Source organism: Bacillus mojavensis, assembly GCF_012648005.1.
GTDB lineage: Bacteria > Bacillota > Bacilli > Bacillales > Bacillaceae > Bacillus > Bacillus mojavensis.
The window spans coordinates 1,736,400-1,756,321 of record NZ_CP051464.1; the positions used below are offsets into that span (position 1 = coordinate 1,736,400).

Here is a 19,922-nt window from a genome sequence, read left to right on the forward strand (position 1 = left end):
AGGGGGGAGACCGTTAACATGAGCAGTGAATTATTAGATGCTCTCACCATTCTTGAAAAAGAAAAAGGCATCAGCAAAGAAATTATCATTGAAGCAATCGAAGCTGCTTTAATTTCTGCTTATAAGCGCAATTTTAATCAGGCGCAAAATGTACGGGTGGATTTGAACCGTGAAACAGGTTCAATCCGTGTATTCGCAAGAAAAGATGTCGTTGATGAGGTATATGATCAAAGACTGGAGATCTCAATCGAAGAGGCGCAAAGCATCCATCCGGAATATATGGTGGGCGATGTTGTAGAGATTGAAGTAACGCCTAAGGATTTCGGACGCATTGCAGCCCAAACAGCGAAGCAGGTCGTGACACAGCGTGTGCGCGAAGCTGAACGCGGTGTGATCTATTCTGAGTTTATTGACCGTGAAGAAGACATCATGACAGGTATCGTCCAGCGCCTGGACAACAAGTTTATCTATGTGTCTTTAGGAAAAATTGAAGCCTTGCTGCCGGTTAATGAGCAAATGCCGAATGAAAGCTATAAGCCTCATGACCGCATTAAGGTGTATATCACAAAAGTAGAAAAAACGACGAAAGGCCCGCAGATTTATGTGTCAAGAACACACCCAGGCCTCTTAAAGCGTTTATTTGAAATCGAAGTGCCAGAAATTTATGATGGAACTGTGGAGCTGAAATCTGTTGCCAGAGAAGCAGGAGACCGTTCGAAAATTTCTGTCCGCACAGATGATCCTGATGTGGATCCAGTAGGCTCTTGCGTCGGTCCTAAAGGCCAGCGTGTTCAGGCGATTGTCAATGAATTAAAAGGTGAAAAAATTGACATTGTCAACTGGTCGAATGACCCTGTAGAATTTGTCGCGAATGCGCTCAGCCCTTCGAAAGTGCTGGATGTCATCGTGAATGAAGAAGAAAAAGCGACAACTGTTATTGTTCCTGATTACCAGCTGTCTCTGGCGATTGGCAAAAGAGGACAAAACGCACGCTTAGCTGCTAAATTGACAGGCTGGAAGATTGATATTAAGAGCGAAACAGACGCAAGAGAGCTTGGAATCTATCCGAGAGAACTTGAAGAAGACGACGAAGAGCCGCTCTTTACGGAGCCTGAAACTGCTGAATCGGATGAATAAGAGGTGACCTTAGGTGAATAAACACAAAAAAATCCCGTTACGCAAGTGTGTGGTGACTGGTGAAATGAAGCCTAAAAAGGAACTAATCCGAGTTGTTCGTTCAAAAGAAGGCGAAATCTCAGTAGATCCGACCGGGAAAAAGAACGGGCGGGGTGCTTATTTAACGCTGGATAAAGAGTGCATCTTAGCAGCAAAAAAGAAAAACACTTTGCAAAATCAATTTCAATCACAAATCGATGACCAGATTTTCGAAGAATTGCTGGAACTGGCGGAAAAGGTGAAAAAATAAAATGTCTGGAATGGAATGGTTTCCCTTGCTGGGTCTGGCCAATCGAGCTCGTAAGGTCGTGTCAGGCGAAGACTTGGTTATTAAAGAAGTCAGGAATGCGCGTGCGAAGCTTGTCCTGCTTACAGAGGATGCATCATCTAACACAGCAAAGAAAGTAACCGACAAGTGCAATTATTATAAAGTTCCTTATAAAAAAGTCGCGAATCGCGCGGTTCTTGGCCGCTCTATCGGTAAAGAATCCCGTGTCGTTGTCGCCGTCACTGACCAAGGTTTTGCGAATAAGCTAATCAGCTTGCTCGATTAATATTTTTGGGGGTGAACGAATGGCTAAAATGAGAGTATACGAATATGCAAAAGCGTTAAATGTTTCAAGTAAGGAAATTTTGACCGCACTGAAGAACATGGATTTAGAAGTGAATAATCATATGGCCATGCTTGAAGAAAAGGCCATTAAACAGCTTGATGCCAAATTTAAAAAAGGCGGCGCAGCCGTTAAATCTCAAAAGCCTGCGGAAACGAACAAAAACAAACAGCCGCAAGGGGTAAATCAGCAGTCTGCTGGAAATCAACCAAATAAAATTCGAGACGGAAAGAAGAATGACGTGCAGAATAATCAATTTAACAAAAACAAGAAGAATAACAACAACAAAAAAAATAAACGCAACAATAACAACAACAGAAACCAACATCAGCAAAAGCCTGTGAAGCCGAAAAAAGAGCTTCCTGAAAAAATTACGTTCTCAGGCACTTTAACAGTAGGCGCACTGGCAGAAGAGCTAGGCAAAGAGCCTTCTGAACTCATCAAAAAACTGATGCTTCTTGGTGTTATGGCGACCATTAACCAAGAGCTCGATAAAGACACAATCGAACTGATTGCATCAGAATACGGTGTTGAAACTGAAGAAGTTATTGTCCTTGAAGAAACTGAATTAGAGAAATACGAAGAGCCTGATAAAGAAGAGGATCTTGAAATTCGTCCTCCTGTCGTTACAATCATGGGTCACGTTGACCATGGGAAAACAACGCTTCTTGACAGCATCCGTAAAACAAAGGTTGTTGAAGGAGAAGCTGGCGGAATCACTCAGCATATCGGAGCCTACCAAATCGAAGAAAACGGCAAGAAGATCACTTTCTTGGATACGCCGGGTCACGCCGCATTTACAACCATGCGTGCACGCGGTGCGGAAGTAACCGATATTACGATCCTAGTTGTTGCTGCGGATGACGGTGTAATGCCGCAAACAGTAGAGGCGATCAATCACGCGAAAGCAGCTGAAGTACCGATCATCGTTGCTGTAAATAAAATTGATAAAGAAGCTGCGAACCCTGACCGTGTCATGCAAGAACTGACGGAATACGGACTAGTGCCTGAAGCTTGGGGCGGAGAAACGATTTTTGTGCCGCTTTCCGCTTTAACTGGAAAAGGCATTGATGAACTTATTGAAATGATTTTGCTTGTCAGTGAGGTAGAGGAACTGAAAGCGAACCCGAACCGCCAGGCAAAAGGAACTGTTATTGAAGCAGAACTGGATAAAGGCAGAGGGTCAGTTGCGACATTGCTCGTACAGACTGGAACACTGCATGTCGGTGATCCGATCGTAGTCGGCAATACATTTGGCCGCGTCCGTGCAATGGTCAATGATCTCGGACGCCGTGTAAAAACAGCGGGCCCGTCTACACCGGTTGAAATTACTGGTCTAAATGACGTGCCTCAAGCAGGAGATCAATTCCTTGTCTTTAAAGACGAAAAAACAGCTCGTTCTGTTGGTGAAGCCCGTGCTTCCAAACAGCTTGAAGAGCAGCGCAGCGATAAAGCAAAGCTGAGTCTTGACGACTTATTCGAGCAAATTAAACAAGGTGATGTAAAAGACATCAACCTTATCGTAAAAGCTGACGTTCAAGGATCTGCCGAAGCTTTAACAGCCGCACTTCAAAAAATTGAAGTTGAAGGTGTTAAAGTGAAAATCATCCACACAGGCGTTGGTGCAATCACTGAATCTGACATTATTTTAGCATCTGCTTCCAATGCAATTGTTATCGGGTTTAATGTGAGACCGGACGGTAATGCTAAGAGTACGGCTGAAGCTGAAAACGTAGATATTCGTCTTCACCGTATTATTTACAAAGTAATTGACGAGATTGAAGCAGCTATGAAAGGTATGCTTGATCCTGAATATGAAGAAAAAGTAATTGGTCAAGTAGAAGTGCGCCAAACATTCAAAGTATCTAAAATCGGTACGATTGCCGGCGGATATGTTACTGAAGGAACAATCACGCGCAATAGCGGTCTCCGTTTAATTCGTGACGGCGTCGTAATCTTCGAAGGCGAAGTGGACGTTCTGAAACGCTTTAAAGACGATGTGAAAGAAGTTTCACAAGGCTACGAATGTGGTATAACGATTAAGAAATACAATGACATTCGTGAAGGTGACATCCTTGAAGCGTTTGTCATGCAAGAAATTGAAAGAACGTGATCGGATTTGCGGAATGTGAATGCATCATTTATGATGCAGGATCGTTAAAAGAAAAGCGTGCCGTTCTAAAGCGGATCTTAACCAGGGTTCAAAATAAGTTCAATGTTTCGATTTCGGAGATTGGCTATCAGGACACATGGCAAAGAACCAGCTTTGGAATCGCCGCTGTTTCTTCCTCTCGCGTTCAAACAGAAAAAGAATTGCAGCGTGTTCTTGCGTTTATCGATTCTTTTCCTGAAATTGAACGGACGATCACTAGAACAGAGTGGTTTTAACTTAGAGGTGATTGAATTGAGTATGAGAGCAAACCGTGTTGGCGAGCAAATGAAAAAAGAACTCGGTGATATTATCAGCCGAAAGCTGAAGGATCCGAGAATTGGTTTTCTGACAGTAACAGATGTACGTGTATCAGGTGATTTGCAAATTGCAAAGGTGTATATTTCCGTTCTCGGAGACGAGAAAAAACGGGAAGAAGCGCTGAAAGGACTGGCTAAGGCGAAAGGGTTTATACGCTCTGAAATCGGCAGTCGCATCAGACTTCGTAAAACGCCTGAGATTGAATTTGAGTTCGATGAATCAATTGATTACGGAAACCGAATCGAAACATTGATTCACCAATTGAATTCAGAGAACCCGTCTGAATAACAAATGAAGAGGATAGGCGTTCGTCGTCTGTCCTCTTTTCTGCGTTTTAAAGAAAATTTACACAACAGAAGGAGTGAAAGGCATATGGTTAACGGAGTTCTCCTTTTACATAAACCGGTAGGCATGACATCGCATGATTGTGTCATGAAGATCCGGAAGCTGCTTAAAACAAAAAAAGTCGGACACACGGGAACGCTTGATCCTGAGGTATCAGGTGTGCTTCCGATTTGTGTAGGCCGGGCAACAAAAATTGTTGAATATTTAACTGAGAAGTCTAAAACATATGATGCTGAAATTACGCTTGGCATTTCAACGACGACAGAGGATCAAACCGGAGAACCCGTTGATACAAAGCCAGTAGTTCAAACTATTGATGAAGCAGAAGTAGAAAAGGTGTTAAACAGCTTAAAGGGAAAACAAGAACAAATTCCCCCGATGTATTCAGCAGTAAAGGTAAACGGCAAAAAATTATATGAGTATGCAAGAGCGGGACTTGAAGTAGAACGGCCAAAACGTCTTATTACCATTGAAGACATTGCGCTCACAACAGGGGTTAAACATAATGGAGAGACAGCGAGTTTCCGGTTTACGGTAACATGTTCAAAAGGAACATATGTGCGGACACTGGCGGTTATGATTGGCGAAAAGCTCGGATATCCGGCTCATATGTCTCATTTGATCCGTACGGCGTCCGGTGACTTTTCCCTTGATGAATGCTTTACGTTCGAAGAGCTGGAAGCTCAAGCCGAATCCGGAACTATAACAGAGCATACAGTCTCTATTGAACGTGCGCTCAATCATTTGCCGAAATGGATCATAAGTGATACATTAGCTAAGAAAGTAGAAAATGGGGCTTTGCTTGAAACACCTGAACAATTCTCGGATCTGACAAGCGACGACCGTATCGCAGTCTATACGGAATCCGGAAGCTGTCTGGCGATTTATTTCCCCCATCCTACAAAACACGGGCTGTTAAAGCCGGCAAAAGTATTGATGCAAAAAAGCGAACAATAGAAAAAAGGTGACCGTTCTGTGAAGACGATACATATTACACATCCGCATCATTTAATAAAAGAGGAGCAGCCAGAATCTGTGATGGCGTTAGGTTATTTTGACGGCGTTCATCTAGGGCATCAAAAGGTAATCGGCACAGCTAAACAGATAGCTGAAGAAAGAAATCTGACATTAGCCGTGATGACATTTCACCCCCATCCCTCTCATGTGCTGGGCAGGGATCAGGAACCAAAGGATCTGATTACTCCTCTTGAAGATAAAATCAGTCAAATTGAACAATTAGGCACGGAGATTCTGTATGTCGTTAAATTTAATGAAGAGTTTGCTTCTCTGACTCCAAAGCAGTTTGTTGATCAGTACATTTTAGGCCTTAATGTACAGCATGCAGTGGCAGGCTTTGACTTTACGTACGGCAAATACGGCAAAGGAACAATGGAAACGATGCCGCTTGATTTAGATGGAAAAGCTGATTGTACGATGGTAGAAAAATTGACGGAGCAGGATAAAAAAATCAGCTCCAGCTATATTCGGACTGCACTTCAAAACGGAGACGTTGAACTGGCCAATGTTTTGCTTGGACAGCCCTACTTTATTAAAGGAATTGTCATTCACGGAGATAAAAGAGGGCGGACAATCGGGTTTCCGACTGCCAATGTCGGCTTAAATAACAGCTATATTGTCCCGCCGACCGGTGTATATGCCGTCAAGGCGGAAATAAACGGCGAGCTTTACAACGGCGTTTGCAATATCGGCTATAAGCCGACGTTTTATGAAAAACGTCCGGAACAGCCTTCGATTGAGGTCAATTTATTTGATTTTGATCAAGATGTATACGGAGCCGCTATAAAAATTGAATGGTATAAACGAATTCGGAGCGAGCGCAAGTTCAACGGCATTCAAGAATTAACAGAGCAAATTGAGAAAGATAAGCAGGAAGCGATCCGTTATTTCAGCAATTTGCGGAAATAACATGCAGCGCACACAAATTTTAATCTAAAATATTTGCATATAGGCTCGATTTTTAGTATGATAGTCTTCGTAGTCTTAAAACCTTTGCTTGGCAATCCGAAGTCACCGACGGTTGCTAGGTAACTGGGGCTAAATATGATTTGGAGGTGAAACAGGATGGCAATTACTCAAGAGCGTAAAAACCAACTCATCAGTGAGTTTAAAACACACGAATCTGATACTGGATCTCCAGAAGTTCAGATCGCTATCCTAACTGATTCAATTAACAACTTGAACGAGCATTTACGTACACACAAGAAAGACCACCATTCACGTCGCGGTCTTCTTAAAATGGTAGGTAAGCGTCGTAATCTTCTTACGTATCTGCGTAATAAAGACGTAACTCGTTACCGTGAGTTAATTAACAAACTAGGCTTACGTCGATAATCGTAAAAAGCGGGAGGATTCCCGCTTTTTTATCGTATTAAAGCGAAAAATTTTATAACAATCATTGAAATCCTTTTACATACTACTTTGACATTGATATGTTCAATCCATTTCGTTCATAATAGGAGTAATTGATTATTTCACACAACGAAGAGAGGAGTTCGTAATCGTATGGGACAAGAAAAACATGTCTTTACCATAGATTGGGCCGGAAGAACGCTTACTGTTGAAACCGGCCAGCTTGCCAAACAGGCAAACGGTGCTGTTATGGTCCGCTACGGCGACACAGCAGTACTCAGTACAGCAACCGCTTCAAAAGAACCGAAACCGCTTGATTTCTTCCCGCTTACTGTAAACTACGAGGAAAGATTATATGCGGTAGGTAAAATACCTGGCGGGTTTATTAAAAGAGAAGGACGTCCAAGTGAAAAAGCAGTATTGGCGAGCCGTTTAATCGACCGTCCGATCCGGCCTTTGTTCGCCGATGGATTCCGTAATGAAGTTCAAGTCATCAGCATCGTCATGAGTGTTGACCAAGACTGCTCTTCAGAAATGGCTGCTATGTTCGGTTCATCGCTTGCACTTTCTGTATCAGACATCCCGTTTGAAGGACCGATTGCAGGGGTAACTGTCGGACGCATTGATAATCAATTTGTCATTAACCCGACGGTTGATCAGCTTGAGAAAAGTGATATCAATCTTGTCGTTGCCGGAACTAAAGATGCAATTAACATGGTGGAAGCGGGAGCAGACGAAGTTCCTGAGGAAACGATGCTAGAAGCGATTATGTTCGGCCATGATGAGATTAAACGCCTGATTGCATTCCAAGAAGAAATTGTTGCAGCTGTCGGCAAAGAAAAGTCAGAAATTAAGCTCTATGAAATTGATGAAGAGCTGAATGAAAAGGTAAAGGCTTTAGCAGAAGAAGATCTGCTGAAAGCAATCCAAGTTCATGAAAAGCATGCGCGCGAAGATGCCATTACTGAAGTGAAAAACACAGTGGTAGCAAAATTCGAGGAAGATGAGCATGATGAAGAAACAATCAAGCAAGTCAAACAAATTTTGTCCAAGCTTGTCAAAAATGAAGTGCGCCGCCTGATTACTGAAGAAAAGGTAAGACCTGACGGCCGCGGAGTCGATCAAATTCGCCCGCTTTCTTCTGAGGTCGGCCTCTTGCCGAGAACACACGGTTCCGGATTGTTCACAAGAGGACAGACTCAGGCTCTCAGCGTTTGTACGTTAGGTGCTCTCGGGGATGTGCAGATCCTTGATGGTTTAGGTGTCGAAGAATCGAAACGGTTTATGCACCATTACAACTTCCCGCAATTCAGCGTTGGGGAAACAGGACCAATGCGTGGGCCGGGACGCCGTGAAATCGGACACGGAGCACTGGGTGAGCGTGCGCTTGAGCCAGTTATTCCGTCGGAAAAAGACTTCCCTTACACTGTCCGTCTTGTGTCAGAAGTGCTTGAATCAAACGGTTCTACGTCTCAAGCAAGTATTTGCGCAAGCACACTTGCAATGATGGATGCCGGTGTACCAATCAAAGCACCAGTCGCAGGTATTGCAATGGGACTTGTCAAATCAGGCGAACACTATACTGTTTTAACTGATATTCAAGGCATGGAAGATGCGCTTGGAGACATGGACTTTAAAGTTGCCGGAACTGCAAAGGGCGTAACGGCGCTGCAAATGGACATTAAAATTGATGGCCTTTCCAGAGAGATTCTCGAAGAAGCGCTTCAGCAGGCGAAAAAAGGAAGAATGGAAATCCTCAACAGTATGCTTGCTACATTAAGCGAATCAAGAAAAGAGCTTTCCCAATATGCGCCTAAGATTCTAACAATGGCGATCAATCCTGATAAAATCCGCGATGTCATCGGGCCTAGCGGAAAACAAATCAATAAAATCATCGAAGAGACCGGTGTTAAAATTGATATCGAGCAGGATGGTACAATCTTTATTTCTTCGACAGTTGAAAGCAGCAACCAAAAAGCGAAGAAAATCATCGAAGACCTCGTCAGAGAGGTTGAAGTCGGTCAGCTTTACTTAGGTAAAGTAAAACGAATTGAAAAATTCGGTGCGTTCGTTGAAATTTTCAGCGGAAAAGACGGTTTGGTGCACATTTCAGAGCTTGCGCTTGACCGCGTAGGAAAAGTTGAAGATGTTGTCAAAATCGGAGATGAGATTCTTGTGAAAGTTACTGAAATCGATAAGCAAGGACGGGTCAACTTGTCTCGTAAAGCTGTGCTCCGTGAAGAGAAAGAAAAAGAAGAACAAAAATCTTAAATGAAAACATAAAAGGAGCCTGGGAGACCCCGGCTTCTTTATTTTGACGCTTTAAAAAGCAAGCGGGTTCTACCTTGTCCTTCTCCTTCATAATGTGAGGTGAGGGGGGACAAAACATGTACAAAAAATTTGTACCGTTTGCCGTTTTTCTATTTCTTTTTTTTGTTTCATTTGAGATGATGAAAAATCCGCACACACTTGATTATATAGGGGCAATGAAACAAGATACGGTGACCGTCTCGGCGTCCAAAGACCCGTTATATGAAGAATTGCTTCAAAAGGCGCCAGATTATGAAGTAAAGCCTCAGAATGCAAGAATAGATAAGGTGTGGAAAAGCATTCCCGGTTACAATGGTTTAAAGGTCAATATTGAAAAATCCTATAAAAAAATGAAAAAGCACGGTGAGTTTCGGGAAAACGATTTAGTGTACAGTCAAGTAAAACCAAGCGTTCATCTTGAGTCTCTTCAGCCAGAGCCTATTTACAAAGGGAATCCTGAAAAACCGATGGTGGCTTTTTTAATTAATGTGGCATGGGGAAACGACTATTTGGAAAGAATGCTCCCTGTACTTCAAAAGCATAAAGTAAAGGCAACGTTTTTTTTGGAAGGCAATTGGGTGAAACACAATGAACAGTTGGCTAAAAAGATTGCGGAAGAAGGACATGAAATCGGAAATCATTCATACAATCATCCGGATATGAGCAAACTGACAACAGGAAGAATTTCCGAACAGCTCGACAAAACGAATGAGCAGATAGAAAAAACGCTCGGTGTCAAGCCGAAATGGTTCGCTCCGCCAAGCGGGAGTTTCAGGAAAGCGGTTGTTGACATTGCAGCTGACAAACATATGGGAACAGTGATGTGGACAGTTGATACAATCGACTGGAAAAAACCGGCTCCGTCTGCACTTCAAACACGGGTGTTAAGCAAGATACATAATGGTGCCATGATTTTAATGCATCCGACAGATCCCACGGCGGAAAGTCTTGAAGCGCTGATTACAAAGATAAAAGAGAAAGGATATGCGCTTGGAACAGTCACTGAACTAATGGATGAAACAAGACTGTTGAAGTAACAGGGCAGGCAGCTAGTCTTTGAATAGGAGGAACAAATTTGATTAAACGATATACATGTCAAAATGGTGTAAGAGTTGTGCTTGAAAATAACCCGACAGTCCGTTCTGTTGCGATCGGCGTTTGGATTGGTACAGGCTCGCGGCACGAAACGCCGGAGATAAATGGGATTTCCCACTTTTTGGAGCATATGTTCTTCAAAGGGACGAGCACAAGATCTGCACGTGAGATAGCAGAATCTTTTGATCGTATTGGCGGTCAGGTCAATGCGTTTACCTCAAAGGAATATACCTGCTATTATGCAAAGGTGCTTGATGAGCATGCGAATTACGCACTTGACGTATTAGCAGATATGTTTTTTCATTCAACTTTTGATGAAAACGAGCTGAAAAAAGAAAAAAATGTGGTTTACGAAGAAATAAAAATGTACGAAGACGCGCCCGATGATATTGTCCATGATTTACTGAGCAAAGCCACGTACGGGAATCATTCTTTAGGCTATCCGATTCTAGGCACAGAAGAAACGCTTGATTCCTTTAACGGCGACTCTCTCAGACAATACATGCATGATTATTATACGCCGGACCGTGTCGTTATTTCTGTAGCGGGTAATATTTCAGAAAGCTTTATAAAAGATGTAGAAAAATGGTTCGGATCATACGAGGCAAAAGGCAAAGCGACAGGTCTTCAGAAGCCTGGATTCCATACAGAAAAACTCACAAGAAAAAAAGAAACAGAACAAGCCCATTTATGTCTAGGCTTTAAAGGGCTGGAAGTCGGTCATGAAAAGATTTATGATTTGATCGTCCTTAATAATGTGCTCGGAGGCAGTATGAGCAGCCGCCTGTTCCAAGATGTTCGTGAAGATAAAGGGCTCGCTTATTCTGTTTACAGCTATCACAGCTCATATGAGGACAGCGGCATGCTCACCATTTATGGCGGAACAGGTGCAAATCAGCTTCAGCAGCTGTCAGAAACCATTCAAGAAACCCTTGCGACATTAAAACGCGACGGCATAACGGTGAAAGAGCTGGAAAACAGCAAGGAGCAAATGAAGGGAAGCTTGATGCTGAGCTTAGAAAGCACGAACAGCAAAATGAGCCGAAACGGTAAAAATGAACTGCTGCTCGGAAAACACAAAACATTAGACGAAATTATTAATGAATTAAACGCTGTAAACTTAGAACGCGTCAACGGTCTTGCCAGACAAATGTTTACGAATGACTATTCTCTGGCTCTTATCAGCCCTTCCGGCAACATGCCATCATAAACCGAAATGCCTGCCCCAAAACGGAGCAGGCATTTTTTTATCCTTTTGATCATACATAGTACAAGGGGGTGACAGAGATGCGGCTCAGTGAATTATCCGGGAAGGAAATTGTCGACATCAAAAGAGCTGAACGGCTGGGAGTACTGGGTCAGACCGATTTAGAAATCAATGAACAGGATGGTCAGATCACAGCGCTTCTCATTCCGACAGTCAAATGGTTTGGTTTGAGAAAACACGGTCAAGACATTCGTGTCCCCTGGAATCATATTCAAAAGATCGGATCAGATATGATCATTTTAGATGTCCCTGAGGAGATTTCTCCTCACCAAGAGTAACTATAGAAAAGGCCCAACTCTGCAGGTTATGGGCTCTCATGAAAACATCCAAACATCGGCTGAGTCAGCCGATGTTTTTTTGTGTGAAAAAAGCGTATGTTTTAATTCACCGCTATTTCCTTTTGATCATAAGATGAAGGGGAGCTTAACAACTAGGGATCCAGTATATACAAAGAAGGTGAACGTTTAACATGTTAACCGGATTGAAAATTGCAGTTATCGGCGGTGACGCAAGGCAGCTCGAAATTATTAGAAAGCTCACTGAACAGCAGACTGACATCTATCTCGTCGGTTTTGACCAATTGGATCACGGTTTTACCGGAGCTGTAAAATGCAACATTGATGAAATTCCTTATCAGCAAATAGACAGTATCATTCTTCCTGTGTCTGCAACAACAGGAGAAGGTGTCGTATCAACCGTATTTTCAAATGAAGAAGTTGTTTTAAAACAGGAGCACCTCGACCAAACGCCTGCACACTGTGTCATTTTCTCAGGGATTTCTAACGCCTATTTAGAAAACATTGCAGCTCAAGCAAACAGAAAACTTGTTAAGCTGTTTGAGCGGGATGACATTGCGATATATAATTCTATTCCGACAGTAGAAGGAACGATTATGCTGGCCATTCAGCACACAGATTATACGATACACGGATCTCAGGTGGCCGTTCTCGGGCTAGGGCGTACCGGAATGACGATCGCCCGTACATTTGCCGCGCTTGGGGCGAATGTAAAGGTAGGCGCAAGAAGTTCAGCGCATCTGGCGCGCATCACCGAAATGGGGCTCGTCCCGTTTCACACTGATGAACTCAAAGAGCATGTCAAAGATATAGATATTTGTATTAATACCATACCGAGCATGATTTTGAATCAAACTGTGCTTTCTTGCATGACACCGAAAACCTTAATATTGGATCTGGCTTCACGTCCCGGTGGAACCGATTTTAAATATGCTGAAAAACAAGGGATTAAGGCACTCCTTGCCCCTGGTTTGCCGGGGATTGTCGCTCCTAAAACAGCCGGGCAGATCCTCGCCAATGTCTTGAGCAAGCTTTTGGCTGAATTACATGCTGAGGAGGGGAAATAAGAATGTCGTCACTAAAAGGGAAAAGAATCGGATTTGGACTGACCGGCTCGCATTGCACATATGAAGCGGTGTTTCCGCAAATTGAGGCGCTAGTCAATGAAGGAGCGGAAGTCCGGCCGGTTGTCACATTTACCGTAAAATCCACAGATACACGCTTTGGAGAAGGAGCGGAATGGGTTAAAAAAATTGAAGATCTTACCGGATATGAGGTAATTGATTCAATTGTAAAGGCTGAACCCCTCGGGCCAAAGCTGCCATTGGACTGCATGGTAATAGCTCCTTTAACCGGAAACTCGATGAGCAAGCTGGCCAACGCCATGACAGACAGCCCAGTACTGATGGCTGCAAAAGCAACAATCAGAAACAATCGGCCGGTCGTTCTCGGTATCTCAACAAATGACGCTCTCGGTTTAAATGGCACCAACCTAATGAGGCTCATGTCTACCAAAAATATCTTCTTCATTCCTTTTGGGCAAGATGATCCATACAAAAAACCGAATTCAATGGTTGCCAAAATGGATCTGCTTCCTCAAACTGTTGAAAAGGCCCTGATGCATCAGCAGCTTCAGCCGATTCTCGTTGATCATTATCAGGGAAATGACTAAATATACAGAAAATCTTTCCTAAACAAAAAATTTCGGTCATCACCCGCATATTCTATGGTAAAATAAAACGTAAAATTATAGTCAAATCAATTCAATGAAGCTGATTGGCGGAAGGAGTTTTACAGATGGGAAGAGGTTTACACGTAGCTGTTGTCGGAGCGACAGGAGCTGTAGGACAACAAATGCTTAAAACACTTGAAGACAGAAATTTTGAAATGGATACACTTACATTGCTATCTTCAAAACGCTCTGCGGGTACCCAAGTCACATTTAAAGGCCAAGAGCTGACTGTACAGGAAGCTTCTCCCGAGAGCTTTGAAGGAGTAGATATTGCTTTGTTCAGCGCCGGCGGAAGCGTATCGCAGGCATTGGCACCCGAAGCTGTAAAACGCGGAGCTATTGTTATAGATAATACAAGTGCGTTCCGTATGGACGAAAATACGCCGCTTGTTGTGCCTGAAGTCAACGAGGCAGACTTGCATGAACACAACGGCATTATTGCCAACCCTAACTGCTCAACAATTCAAATGGTGGCTGCGCTGGAACCGATCCGCAAAGCTTACGGCTTAAACAAAGTTATCGTATCAACTTACCAAGCGGTATCAGGAGCGGGAAATGAAGCTGTAAAAGAGCTGCACAGCCAAACAGAGGCGATTTTAAACAACGAAGAAATCAAACCAGAGATTATGCCTGTAAAAGGTGATGAAAAACACTATCAAATCGCTTTCAATGCGATTCCGCAAATTGATAAATTCCAAGATAACGGCTATACGTTTGAGGAAATGAAAATGATAAATGAAACGAAAAAAATCATGCACATGCCTGAGCTTCAAGTAGCGGCTACATGTGTTAGACTTCCGATTGAAACCGGCCATTCAGAGTCCGTTTACATCGAGGTAGACCGAGATGACGCTACTGTGGAAGATATTAAAAATCTATTAAAAGAAGCTCCTGGCATTACACTTCAGGACGACCCGAGCCAGCAGCTTTATCCAATGCCTGCCGATGCAGTCGGCAAAAACGATGTGTTTGTAGGCCGCATCCGCAAAGACTTGGACAGAGCAAACGGTTTTCATTTATGGGTAGTTTCTGATAACCTATTAAAAGGCGCCGCATGGAACTCTGTTCAAATTGCAGAAAGCCTGAAAAAACTAAACCTCGTATAAAAGAGAGAATTTCCCAAGTGCGAATAGAAGAGAGTAAGGCGCAAATCGCCTGCTCTCTTCTGTTACGTCCGAATAATTTGGAGTGAAAACAGTGAAGATAATTGTTCAAAAGTTTGGCGGGACATCTGTAAAGGATGACAAAGGCCGTAAACTGGCTTTAGAGCACATTAAAGAAGCAATCAGTGAAGGATATAAGGTTGTCGTTGTCGTTTCTGCGATGGGCAGGAAGGGTGATCCGTACGCAACTGACTCTCTGTTGGGACTGCTTTACGGCGATCAGTCTGCGATTTCCCCAAGAGAGCAGGATTTGCTTTTATCATGTGGAGAGACGATTTCTTCTGTCGTCTTTACGAGCATGCTGCTGGATAACGGTGTAAAAGCATCTGCGCTGACTGGGGCTCAGGCCGGCTTCTTAACAAATGACCAGCATACAAATGCAAAAATCCTTGAAATGAAGCCTGAGCGTTTGTTCAGTGTGCTTGCGAATCATGACGCGGTAGTCGTCGCAGGATTCCAAGGCGCTACTGAAAAGGGCGATACAACAACGATCGGAAGAGGGGGCAGCGATACGTCTGCAGCCGCACTTGGGGCGGCAATTGACGCTGAATACATCGATATTTTCACAGATGTTGAAGGTGTGATGACTGCAGATCCGAGAGTAGTGGAAAACGCGAAACCGCTTCCTGTGGTAACATATACGGAAATCTGCAATTTGGCGTACCAGGGAGCGAAAGTGATTCATCCGCGAGCTGTGGAAATTGCGATGCAGGCTAAGGTTCCGATCCGCGTCCGCTCAACATATTCTAAAGATAAAGGCACATTGGTGACTTCACATCATTCTTCCAATGTCGGCAGTGATGTTTTTGAACGGCTGATTACGGGAATTGCCCATGTCAAAGATGTCACACAGTTCAAAGTGCCTTCAAAACTCGGTCAGTATAACGTTCAGACTGAAGTTTTTAAAGCGATGGCGAATGCAGGAATCAGCGTTGATTTCTTTAACATTACACCTAGTGAAATTGTTTATACGGTGGCTGGGAACAAGACGGAAACAGCTCAGCGCATCTTAATGGATATGGGCTATGACCCGATGGTGACGAGAGACTGTGCAAAAGTTTCGGCAGTCGGTGCCGGTATCATGGGCGTCCCGGGTGTAACGTCTAAAATTGTGACAGCCCTATCAGAGAAAGAGATTCCTATTCTGCAGTCGGCGGACAGCCACACGACCATCTGGGTGCTTGTCCATGAAAAGGACATGGTTCCTGCTGTAAACGCTTTGCATGAAGTGTTTGAACTTTCTAAGTAAATGTGATTGAATCATGATGAGGTGAAAAAAATGAATTTCGGAAATGTGTCTACAGCTATGATTACACCTTTTGACAATAAAGGGAATGTAGACTTTCAAAAATTGTCTACACTGATTGACTACTTGTTGAAAAACGGAACAGATTCTTTAGTAGTAGCGGGAACGACAGGAGAATCTCCAACCCTTTCAACAGAAGAAAAAATAGCGCTATTTGAATATACGGTCAAAGAAGTGAACGGCCGGGTGCCCGTTATTGCGGGTACTGGAAGCAACAACACGAAAGATTCCATTAAGCTCACAAAAAAAGCTGAGGAAGCGGGCGTAGACGCGGTCATGCTCGTTACACCGTATTATAATAAACCTTCACAAGAAGGCATGTACCAGCATTTTAAAGCTGTTGCTTCTGAAACGTCTCTTCCAGTTATGCTGTACAATGTGCCGGGCCGCACCGTTGCTTCTCTTGCTCCTGAGACGACTATCCGTTTGGCAGCAGATGTTCCGAATGTTGTTGCGATTAAAGAAGCGAGCGGAGACCTCGAAGCGATTACAAAAATTGTTGCGGAAACGCCTGAAGATTTCTCCGTTTATTCTGGAGATGACGCCTTGACGCTTCCTGTTCTGTCAGTAGGAGGAAGAGGTGTCGTTTCAGTCGCAAGCCATATCGTAGGCTCTGATATGCAGCAAATGATTAAAAATTATACAAATGGGCAAACAGCTAACGCGGCACTGATTCACCAGAAACTCCTGCCGATTATGAAGGAACTGTTTAAAGCGCCTAACCCGGCTCCTGTGAAAACAGCTCTTCAGCTGAAAGGCCTTGATGTCGGTTCAGTGCGTCTTCCTCTTATCCCGTTAAACGAAGATGAACGTCTGAGCTTAAGCAGCGCGATCAGCGAACTGTAAGAAAAATTTCATACAGTGAAACAAACGCGGTCATTCTCATTCCACCTGAGTTTGACCGTTTCTTATACATATTGGTTTTCCCTAAACCTTCTGCTTTATCTTGTTTTCTAAAATTACTTTCAGTTATAATAGGAACAAGTGATGATGGACGGGTATGAGACTAGGAGGATATAGATTTTGAAAAAGAAAAATACAGAAAACGTTAGAATTATCGCCCTTGGCGGTGTCGGAGAAATTGGGAAGAACCTTTATGTCATCGAAATTGATTCAGACATATTTGTCGTTGATGCCGGCCTTATGCACCCAGAAAATGAAATGCTTGGTATTGATGTGGTGATTCCTGACATATCATATTTGATTGAACGATCTGACCGCGTCAAGGCTATCTTTTTAACACATGGGCATGATGAGAATATCGGCGGCGTTTTTTACTTGTTAAACAAGCTGTCTGTTCCTGTATACGGAACTAAGCTGACGCTTGCACTGTTAAGAGAAAAATTAAAGCAATACGGACATAACCGAAAAGCTGATTTAAGAGAAATTCACTCAAAATCTGTCATTACATTTGAATCAACAAAGGTATCGTTCTTTAATACGATCCACAGTATCCCTGATTCAGTAGGCGTTAGTTTAAAAACATCACTTGGATCTATTGTATGCACGGGAGACTTCAAATTTGACCAAACACCCGCACTTAATCAATCGTGCGACATTGGCGAGATTGCCAAAATCGGCAACAGCGGCGTACTTGCTCTGCTTTCTGACAGTGCAAATGCAGAACGTCCGGGTTACACCCCTTCGGAAGCTGCTGTCAGCGGAGAGATTTCGGACGCGCTTTACAATTCAGAGAACCGGGTAATCATTGCTGTTTTCGCATCCAATATTAACCGGATTCAGCAAGTCATTCATGCAGCAGCTCAAAATGGCAGAAAGATTGCAGTTGCCGGAAAAAACCTTCAATCGATCCTTCAGCTGGCAAGAAAGCTTGGATATATTGAAGCAGATGATGAACTGTTTATTTCGGTTCAGGACGTCAAAAAATATCCGAAGCGTGAAGTAGCGATTGTAACTGCCGGCAGCCATGGTGAACCGTTGGCAGCTCTGACAAGAATGGGAAACAAAGCCCACAAGCAGCTGAATATCGAAGAAGGGGATACAGTTGTCATTGCATCCACACCGATCCCTGGACAGGAACTCATTTATTCTAAAACAGTAGATTTGCTTGCCAGAGCTGGCGCACAAGTCATTTTTGCCCAAAAGCGTGTGCATGTATCTGGACACGGCTCACAGGAAGAGTTAAAGCTGATGATCAATCTGCTTAAACCAAAATATTTAATTCCTGTAAACGGCGAATACAGAATGCAAAAGGCTCATTCAAAAATCGCTGAAGAAATCGGCATGAAGCGCAGTGATATCTTCTTAATTGAAAAAGGAGACGTTGTCGAGTTCCGCGGCCAAAACGTAAAGATCGGTGATAAAGTGCCATACGGCAATATTTTAATCGACGGTTTAGGTGTAGGCGACATCGGAAATATTGTGCTGAGAGACCGCCGCTTACTTTCACAAGACGGCATACTGATTGTTGTCATTACACTTGATAAACAAAAGAAACATCTTGTATCAGGTCCTGAGATTATCACACGCGGTTTTGTTTATGTAAGAGAGTCTGAAGGCCTTATCGTACAGGCTACTGAGCTTGTACGCTCAATCGTGACTGAAGCAACAGAAACATCAAATGTTGAATGGTCAACGCTTAAGCAGGCAATGCGAGATGCTTTGAACCAATTCCTATATGAAAAAACAAAACGTAAACCGATGATCATCCCAATTATTATGGAAGTCTAATGGAAACGTAAGACCGGAGCTGCTCCGGTCTTTATTTTTTTGCCTGTTATGCCGGGATTGAATCGAAGATCTTTGTTCATAATACAAAGAGAAACTCGGAAAGGGTGAAAGCGAAATGGATCATCGTATGGAAAATACAGAAGAAGAACGTCCTGAAAAAAATGATGCGAAAGACAGCATTATGAATAAAATACAGCAGCTAGGGGAAACGACACTTCCGCAGCTCCCGCAAGATACAAATATCCATTGTCTGACCATTATCGGACAAATAGAAGGCCATGTTCAGCTGCCTCCGCAAAACAAAACAACAAAATATGAACATGTAATCCCGCAAATCGTTGCCATTGAGCAGAATCCAAAAATTGAAGGCTTGCTTATTATATTAAATACAGTCGGCGGAGATGTGGAAGCAGGTCTTGCGATTGCTGAAATGCTCGCATCCTTGTCAAAACCGACCGTCTCCATCGTACTTGGCGGAGGGCATTCCATCGGTGTGCCAATTGCGGTATCTTGTGATTACAGCTATATCGCTGAAACAGCTACCATGACGATTCATCCCGTTCGGCTGACGGGACTGGTGATCGGTGTGCCTCAAACCTTTGAGTACTTGGATAAGATGCAAGAAAGAGTCGTTAAATTTGTAACAAGCCATTCAAATGTAAATGAAGATAAGTTTAAAGAGCTAATGTTTTCAAAAGGAAACTTAACACGCGATATTGGAACAAATGTCGTCGGCAAGGATGCCGTCGAGTATGGCCTGATTGATCACGTCGGCGGAGTCGGCCAAGCGATCAATAAATTAAATGAGCTGATCGAGGAAGCGAGAGAAGAAGAAGGACGGATGATTCAATGATTTTATATACCGTGATGCCGCAGGAAATTGTTTTCGCGGAACAGAACCAACAGCCAAGTGCTCACGAGCAAATCGAGTATAGGGGTGTTCCGCTTCTTGTCGAGATGAAAGGCAATGAAGCAGAGGTTATACAAGTCATGAGTACAAACCCCATGCACTTTCTGCATCCGGATATTTCTCCGGGACAAAAGCTAAAATTAAACGTATAAGATTCCTCCCCTTTTTTAAGGGCAAAAT

Annotated in this window: 21 protein-coding genes; all 21 read left to right on the top strand. The window is 43.3% G+C overall.

The window, feature by feature from the left end; translation table 11 throughout:
• The first annotated feature begins 18 nt into the window (after positions 1 to 18).
• A complete protein-coding gene (gene nusA / locus HC660_RS08995) occupies positions 19 to 1,137 on the top strand; it encodes a transcription termination factor NusA (protein WP_010334282.1) in 1,119 nt (372 codons plus the stop codon).
• Between the two features lie 13 nt (positions 1,138 to 1,150).
• Positions 1,151 to 1,426 (top strand): RNase P modulator RnpM, encoded by a 276-nt coding sequence (gene rulR / locus HC660_RS09000; protein WP_010334283.1) that lies wholly within the window; start codon positions 1,151 to 1,153, stop codon positions 1,424 to 1,426.
• A 1-nt stretch (position 1,427) separates the two neighbouring features.
• Positions 1,428 to 1,730 (top strand): YlxQ family RNA-binding protein, encoded by a 303-nt coding sequence (locus HC660_RS09005; RefSeq protein WP_010334284.1) that lies wholly within the window; start codon positions 1,428 to 1,430, stop codon positions 1,728 to 1,730.
• Positions 1,731 to 1,749: 19 nt separating this feature from the next.
• On the top strand, positions 1,750 to 3,900 hold the full coding sequence (gene infB, locus HC660_RS09010) for a translation initiation factor IF-2 (RefSeq protein ID WP_168747853.1): 2,151 nt from the start codon (positions 1,750 to 1,752) through the stop codon (positions 3,898 to 3,900).
• The gene (locus tag HC660_RS09015; protein ID WP_003220950.1) at positions 3,897 to 4,175 is read left to right on the top strand and encodes a DUF503 domain-containing protein; all 279 of its coding nucleotides are present in this window, start codon (positions 3,897 to 3,899) and stop codon (positions 4,173 to 4,175) included. Before infB ends, HC660_RS09015 begins: the two co-directional genes overlap by 4 nt.
• Positions 4,176 to 4,191: 16 nt before the next feature.
• Positions 4,192 to 4,545, top strand: a complete 354-nt coding sequence (gene rbfA / locus HC660_RS09020) for a 30S ribosome-binding factor RbfA (protein WP_010334286.1) — start codon at positions 4,192 to 4,194, stop codon at positions 4,543 to 4,545.
• Positions 4,546 to 4,629: 84 nt separating this feature from the next.
• Entirely contained in the window at positions 4,630 to 5,559 is a 930-nt protein-coding gene (gene truB, locus HC660_RS09025) for a tRNA pseudouridine(55) synthase TruB (RefSeq protein ID WP_168747855.1), read from the top strand.
• A gap of 18 nt (positions 5,560 to 5,577) precedes the next feature.
• Entirely contained in the window at positions 5,578 to 6,528 is a 951-nt protein-coding gene (gene ribF / locus HC660_RS09030) for a bifunctional riboflavin kinase/FAD synthetase (protein WP_168747857.1), read from the top strand.
• A gap of 156 nt (positions 6,529 to 6,684) precedes the next feature.
• Positions 6,685 to 6,954: a 30S ribosomal protein S15 gene (rpsO, locus tag HC660_RS09035; protein ID WP_003154182.1), complete on the top strand. Its 270-nt coding sequence runs from the start codon at positions 6,685 to 6,687 to the stop codon at positions 6,952 to 6,954.
• A 171-nt stretch (positions 6,955 to 7,125) separates the two neighbouring features.
• The gene (pnp, locus tag HC660_RS09040) at positions 7,126 to 9,243 is read left to right on the top strand and encodes a polyribonucleotide nucleotidyltransferase (RefSeq protein WP_010334288.1); all 2,118 of its coding nucleotides are present in this window, start codon (positions 7,126 to 7,128) and stop codon (positions 9,241 to 9,243) included.
• A gap of 116 nt (positions 9,244 to 9,359) precedes the next feature.
• The gene (locus HC660_RS09045; RefSeq protein WP_168747859.1) at positions 9,360 to 10,319 is read left to right on the top strand and encodes a polysaccharide deacetylase family protein; all 960 of its coding nucleotides are present in this window, start codon (positions 9,360 to 9,362) and stop codon (positions 10,317 to 10,319) included.
• Positions 10,320 to 10,357: 38 nt separating this feature from the next.
• Complete coding sequence (locus tag HC660_RS09050; RefSeq protein WP_010334290.1) at positions 10,358 to 11,587, top strand: M16 family metallopeptidase; 1,230 nt, start codon at positions 10,358 to 10,360, stop codon at positions 11,585 to 11,587.
• Between the two features lie 77 nt (positions 11,588 to 11,664).
• Positions 11,665 to 11,922: a YlmC/YmxH family sporulation protein gene (locus HC660_RS09055; protein WP_010334291.1), complete on the top strand. Its 258-nt coding sequence runs from the start codon at positions 11,665 to 11,667 to the stop codon at positions 11,920 to 11,922.
• A 191-nt stretch (positions 11,923 to 12,113) separates the two neighbouring features.
• Positions 12,114 to 13,007: a dipicolinic acid synthetase subunit A gene (dpaA, locus tag HC660_RS09060; RefSeq protein ID WP_029441268.1), complete on the top strand. Its 894-nt coding sequence runs from the start codon at positions 12,114 to 12,116 to the stop codon at positions 13,005 to 13,007.
• Positions 13,008 to 13,009: 2 nt separating this feature from the next.
• Positions 13,010 to 13,612 (top strand): dipicolinate synthase subunit B, encoded by a 603-nt coding sequence (gene dpaB, locus HC660_RS09065; RefSeq protein WP_168747861.1) that lies wholly within the window; start codon positions 13,010 to 13,012, stop codon positions 13,610 to 13,612.
• A gap of 125 nt (positions 13,613 to 13,737) precedes the next feature.
• Positions 13,738 to 14,778, top strand: a complete 1,041-nt coding sequence (asd, locus tag HC660_RS09070; RefSeq protein ID WP_010334294.1) for an aspartate-semialdehyde dehydrogenase — start codon at positions 13,738 to 13,740, stop codon at positions 14,776 to 14,778.
• 91 nt (positions 14,779 to 14,869) lie between these two features.
• Complete coding sequence (dapG, locus tag HC660_RS09075; protein ID WP_010334295.1) at positions 14,870 to 16,084, top strand: aspartate kinase; 1,215 nt, start codon at positions 14,870 to 14,872, stop codon at positions 16,082 to 16,084.
• A gap of 30 nt (positions 16,085 to 16,114) precedes the next feature.
• Complete coding sequence (gene dapA / locus HC660_RS09080; RefSeq protein ID WP_010334296.1) at positions 16,115 to 16,987, top strand: 4-hydroxy-tetrahydrodipicolinate synthase; 873 nt, start codon at positions 16,115 to 16,117, stop codon at positions 16,985 to 16,987.
• Between the two features lie 177 nt (positions 16,988 to 17,164).
• On the top strand, positions 17,165 to 18,832 hold the full coding sequence (rnjB, locus tag HC660_RS09085; protein WP_010334297.1) for a ribonuclease J2: 1,668 nt from the start codon (positions 17,165 to 17,167) through the stop codon (positions 18,830 to 18,832).
• Positions 18,833 to 18,947: 115 nt separating this feature from the next.
• Positions 18,948 to 19,685, top strand: a complete 738-nt coding sequence (tepA, locus tag HC660_RS09090) for a translocation-enhancing protein TepA (RefSeq protein ID WP_029441270.1) — start codon at positions 18,948 to 18,950, stop codon at positions 19,683 to 19,685.
• Positions 19,682 to 19,894 carry a YlzJ-like family protein gene (locus tag HC660_RS09095; protein WP_029441271.1) on the top strand — a complete coding sequence of 71 codons (213 nt, stop codon included), beginning with the start codon at positions 19,682 to 19,684 and terminating at the stop codon, positions 19,892 to 19,894. Before tepA ends, HC660_RS09095 begins: the two co-directional genes overlap by 4 nt.
• Positions 19,895 to 19,922: the final 28 nt, after the last annotated feature.

What these genes read in the sequence shown, in the direction of transcription:
- nusA (WP_010334282.1), top strand. Translation starts at nt 19, where the DNA reads ATGAGCAGTGAATTATTAGATGCTCTCACCATTCTTGAAAAAGAAAAA.
- HC660_RS09005 (WP_010334284.1), top strand. Translation starts at nt 1,428, where the DNA reads ATGTCTGGAATGGAATGGTTTCCCTTGCTGGGTCTGGCCAATCGAGCT.
- infB (WP_168747853.1), top strand. Translation starts at nt 1,750, where the DNA reads ATGGCTAAAATGAGAGTATACGAATATGCAAAAGCGTTAAATGTTTCA.
- truB (WP_168747855.1), top strand. Translation starts at nt 4,630, where the DNA reads ATGGTTAACGGAGTTCTCCTTTTACATAAACCGGTAGGCATGACATCG.
- rpsO (WP_003154182.1), top strand. Translation starts at nt 6,685, where the DNA reads ATGGCAATTACTCAAGAGCGTAAAAACCAACTCATCAGTGAGTTTAAA.
- pnp (WP_010334288.1), top strand. Translation starts at nt 7,126, where the DNA reads ATGGGACAAGAAAAACATGTCTTTACCATAGATTGGGCCGGAAGAACG.
- HC660_RS09045 (WP_168747859.1), top strand. Translation starts at nt 9,360, where the DNA reads ATGTACAAAAAATTTGTACCGTTTGCCGTTTTTCTATTTCTTTTTTTT.
- HC660_RS09055 (WP_010334291.1), top strand. Translation starts at nt 11,665, where the DNA reads ATGCGGCTCAGTGAATTATCCGGGAAGGAAATTGTCGACATCAAAAGA.
- dpaA (WP_029441268.1), top strand. Translation starts at nt 12,114, where the DNA reads ATGTTAACCGGATTGAAAATTGCAGTTATCGGCGGTGACGCAAGGCAG.
- dpaB (WP_168747861.1), top strand. Translation starts at nt 13,010, where the DNA reads ATGTCGTCACTAAAAGGGAAAAGAATCGGATTTGGACTGACCGGCTCG.
- asd (WP_010334294.1), top strand. Translation starts at nt 13,738, where the DNA reads ATGGGAAGAGGTTTACACGTAGCTGTTGTCGGAGCGACAGGAGCTGTA.
- dapA (WP_010334296.1), top strand. Translation starts at nt 16,115, where the DNA reads ATGAATTTCGGAAATGTGTCTACAGCTATGATTACACCTTTTGACAAT.
- tepA (WP_029441270.1), top strand. Translation starts at nt 18,948, where the DNA reads ATGGATCATCGTATGGAAAATACAGAAGAAGAACGTCCTGAAAAAAAT.
- HC660_RS09095 (WP_029441271.1), top strand. Translation starts at nt 19,682, where the DNA reads ATGATTTTATATACCGTGATGCCGCAGGAAATTGTTTTCGCGGAACAG.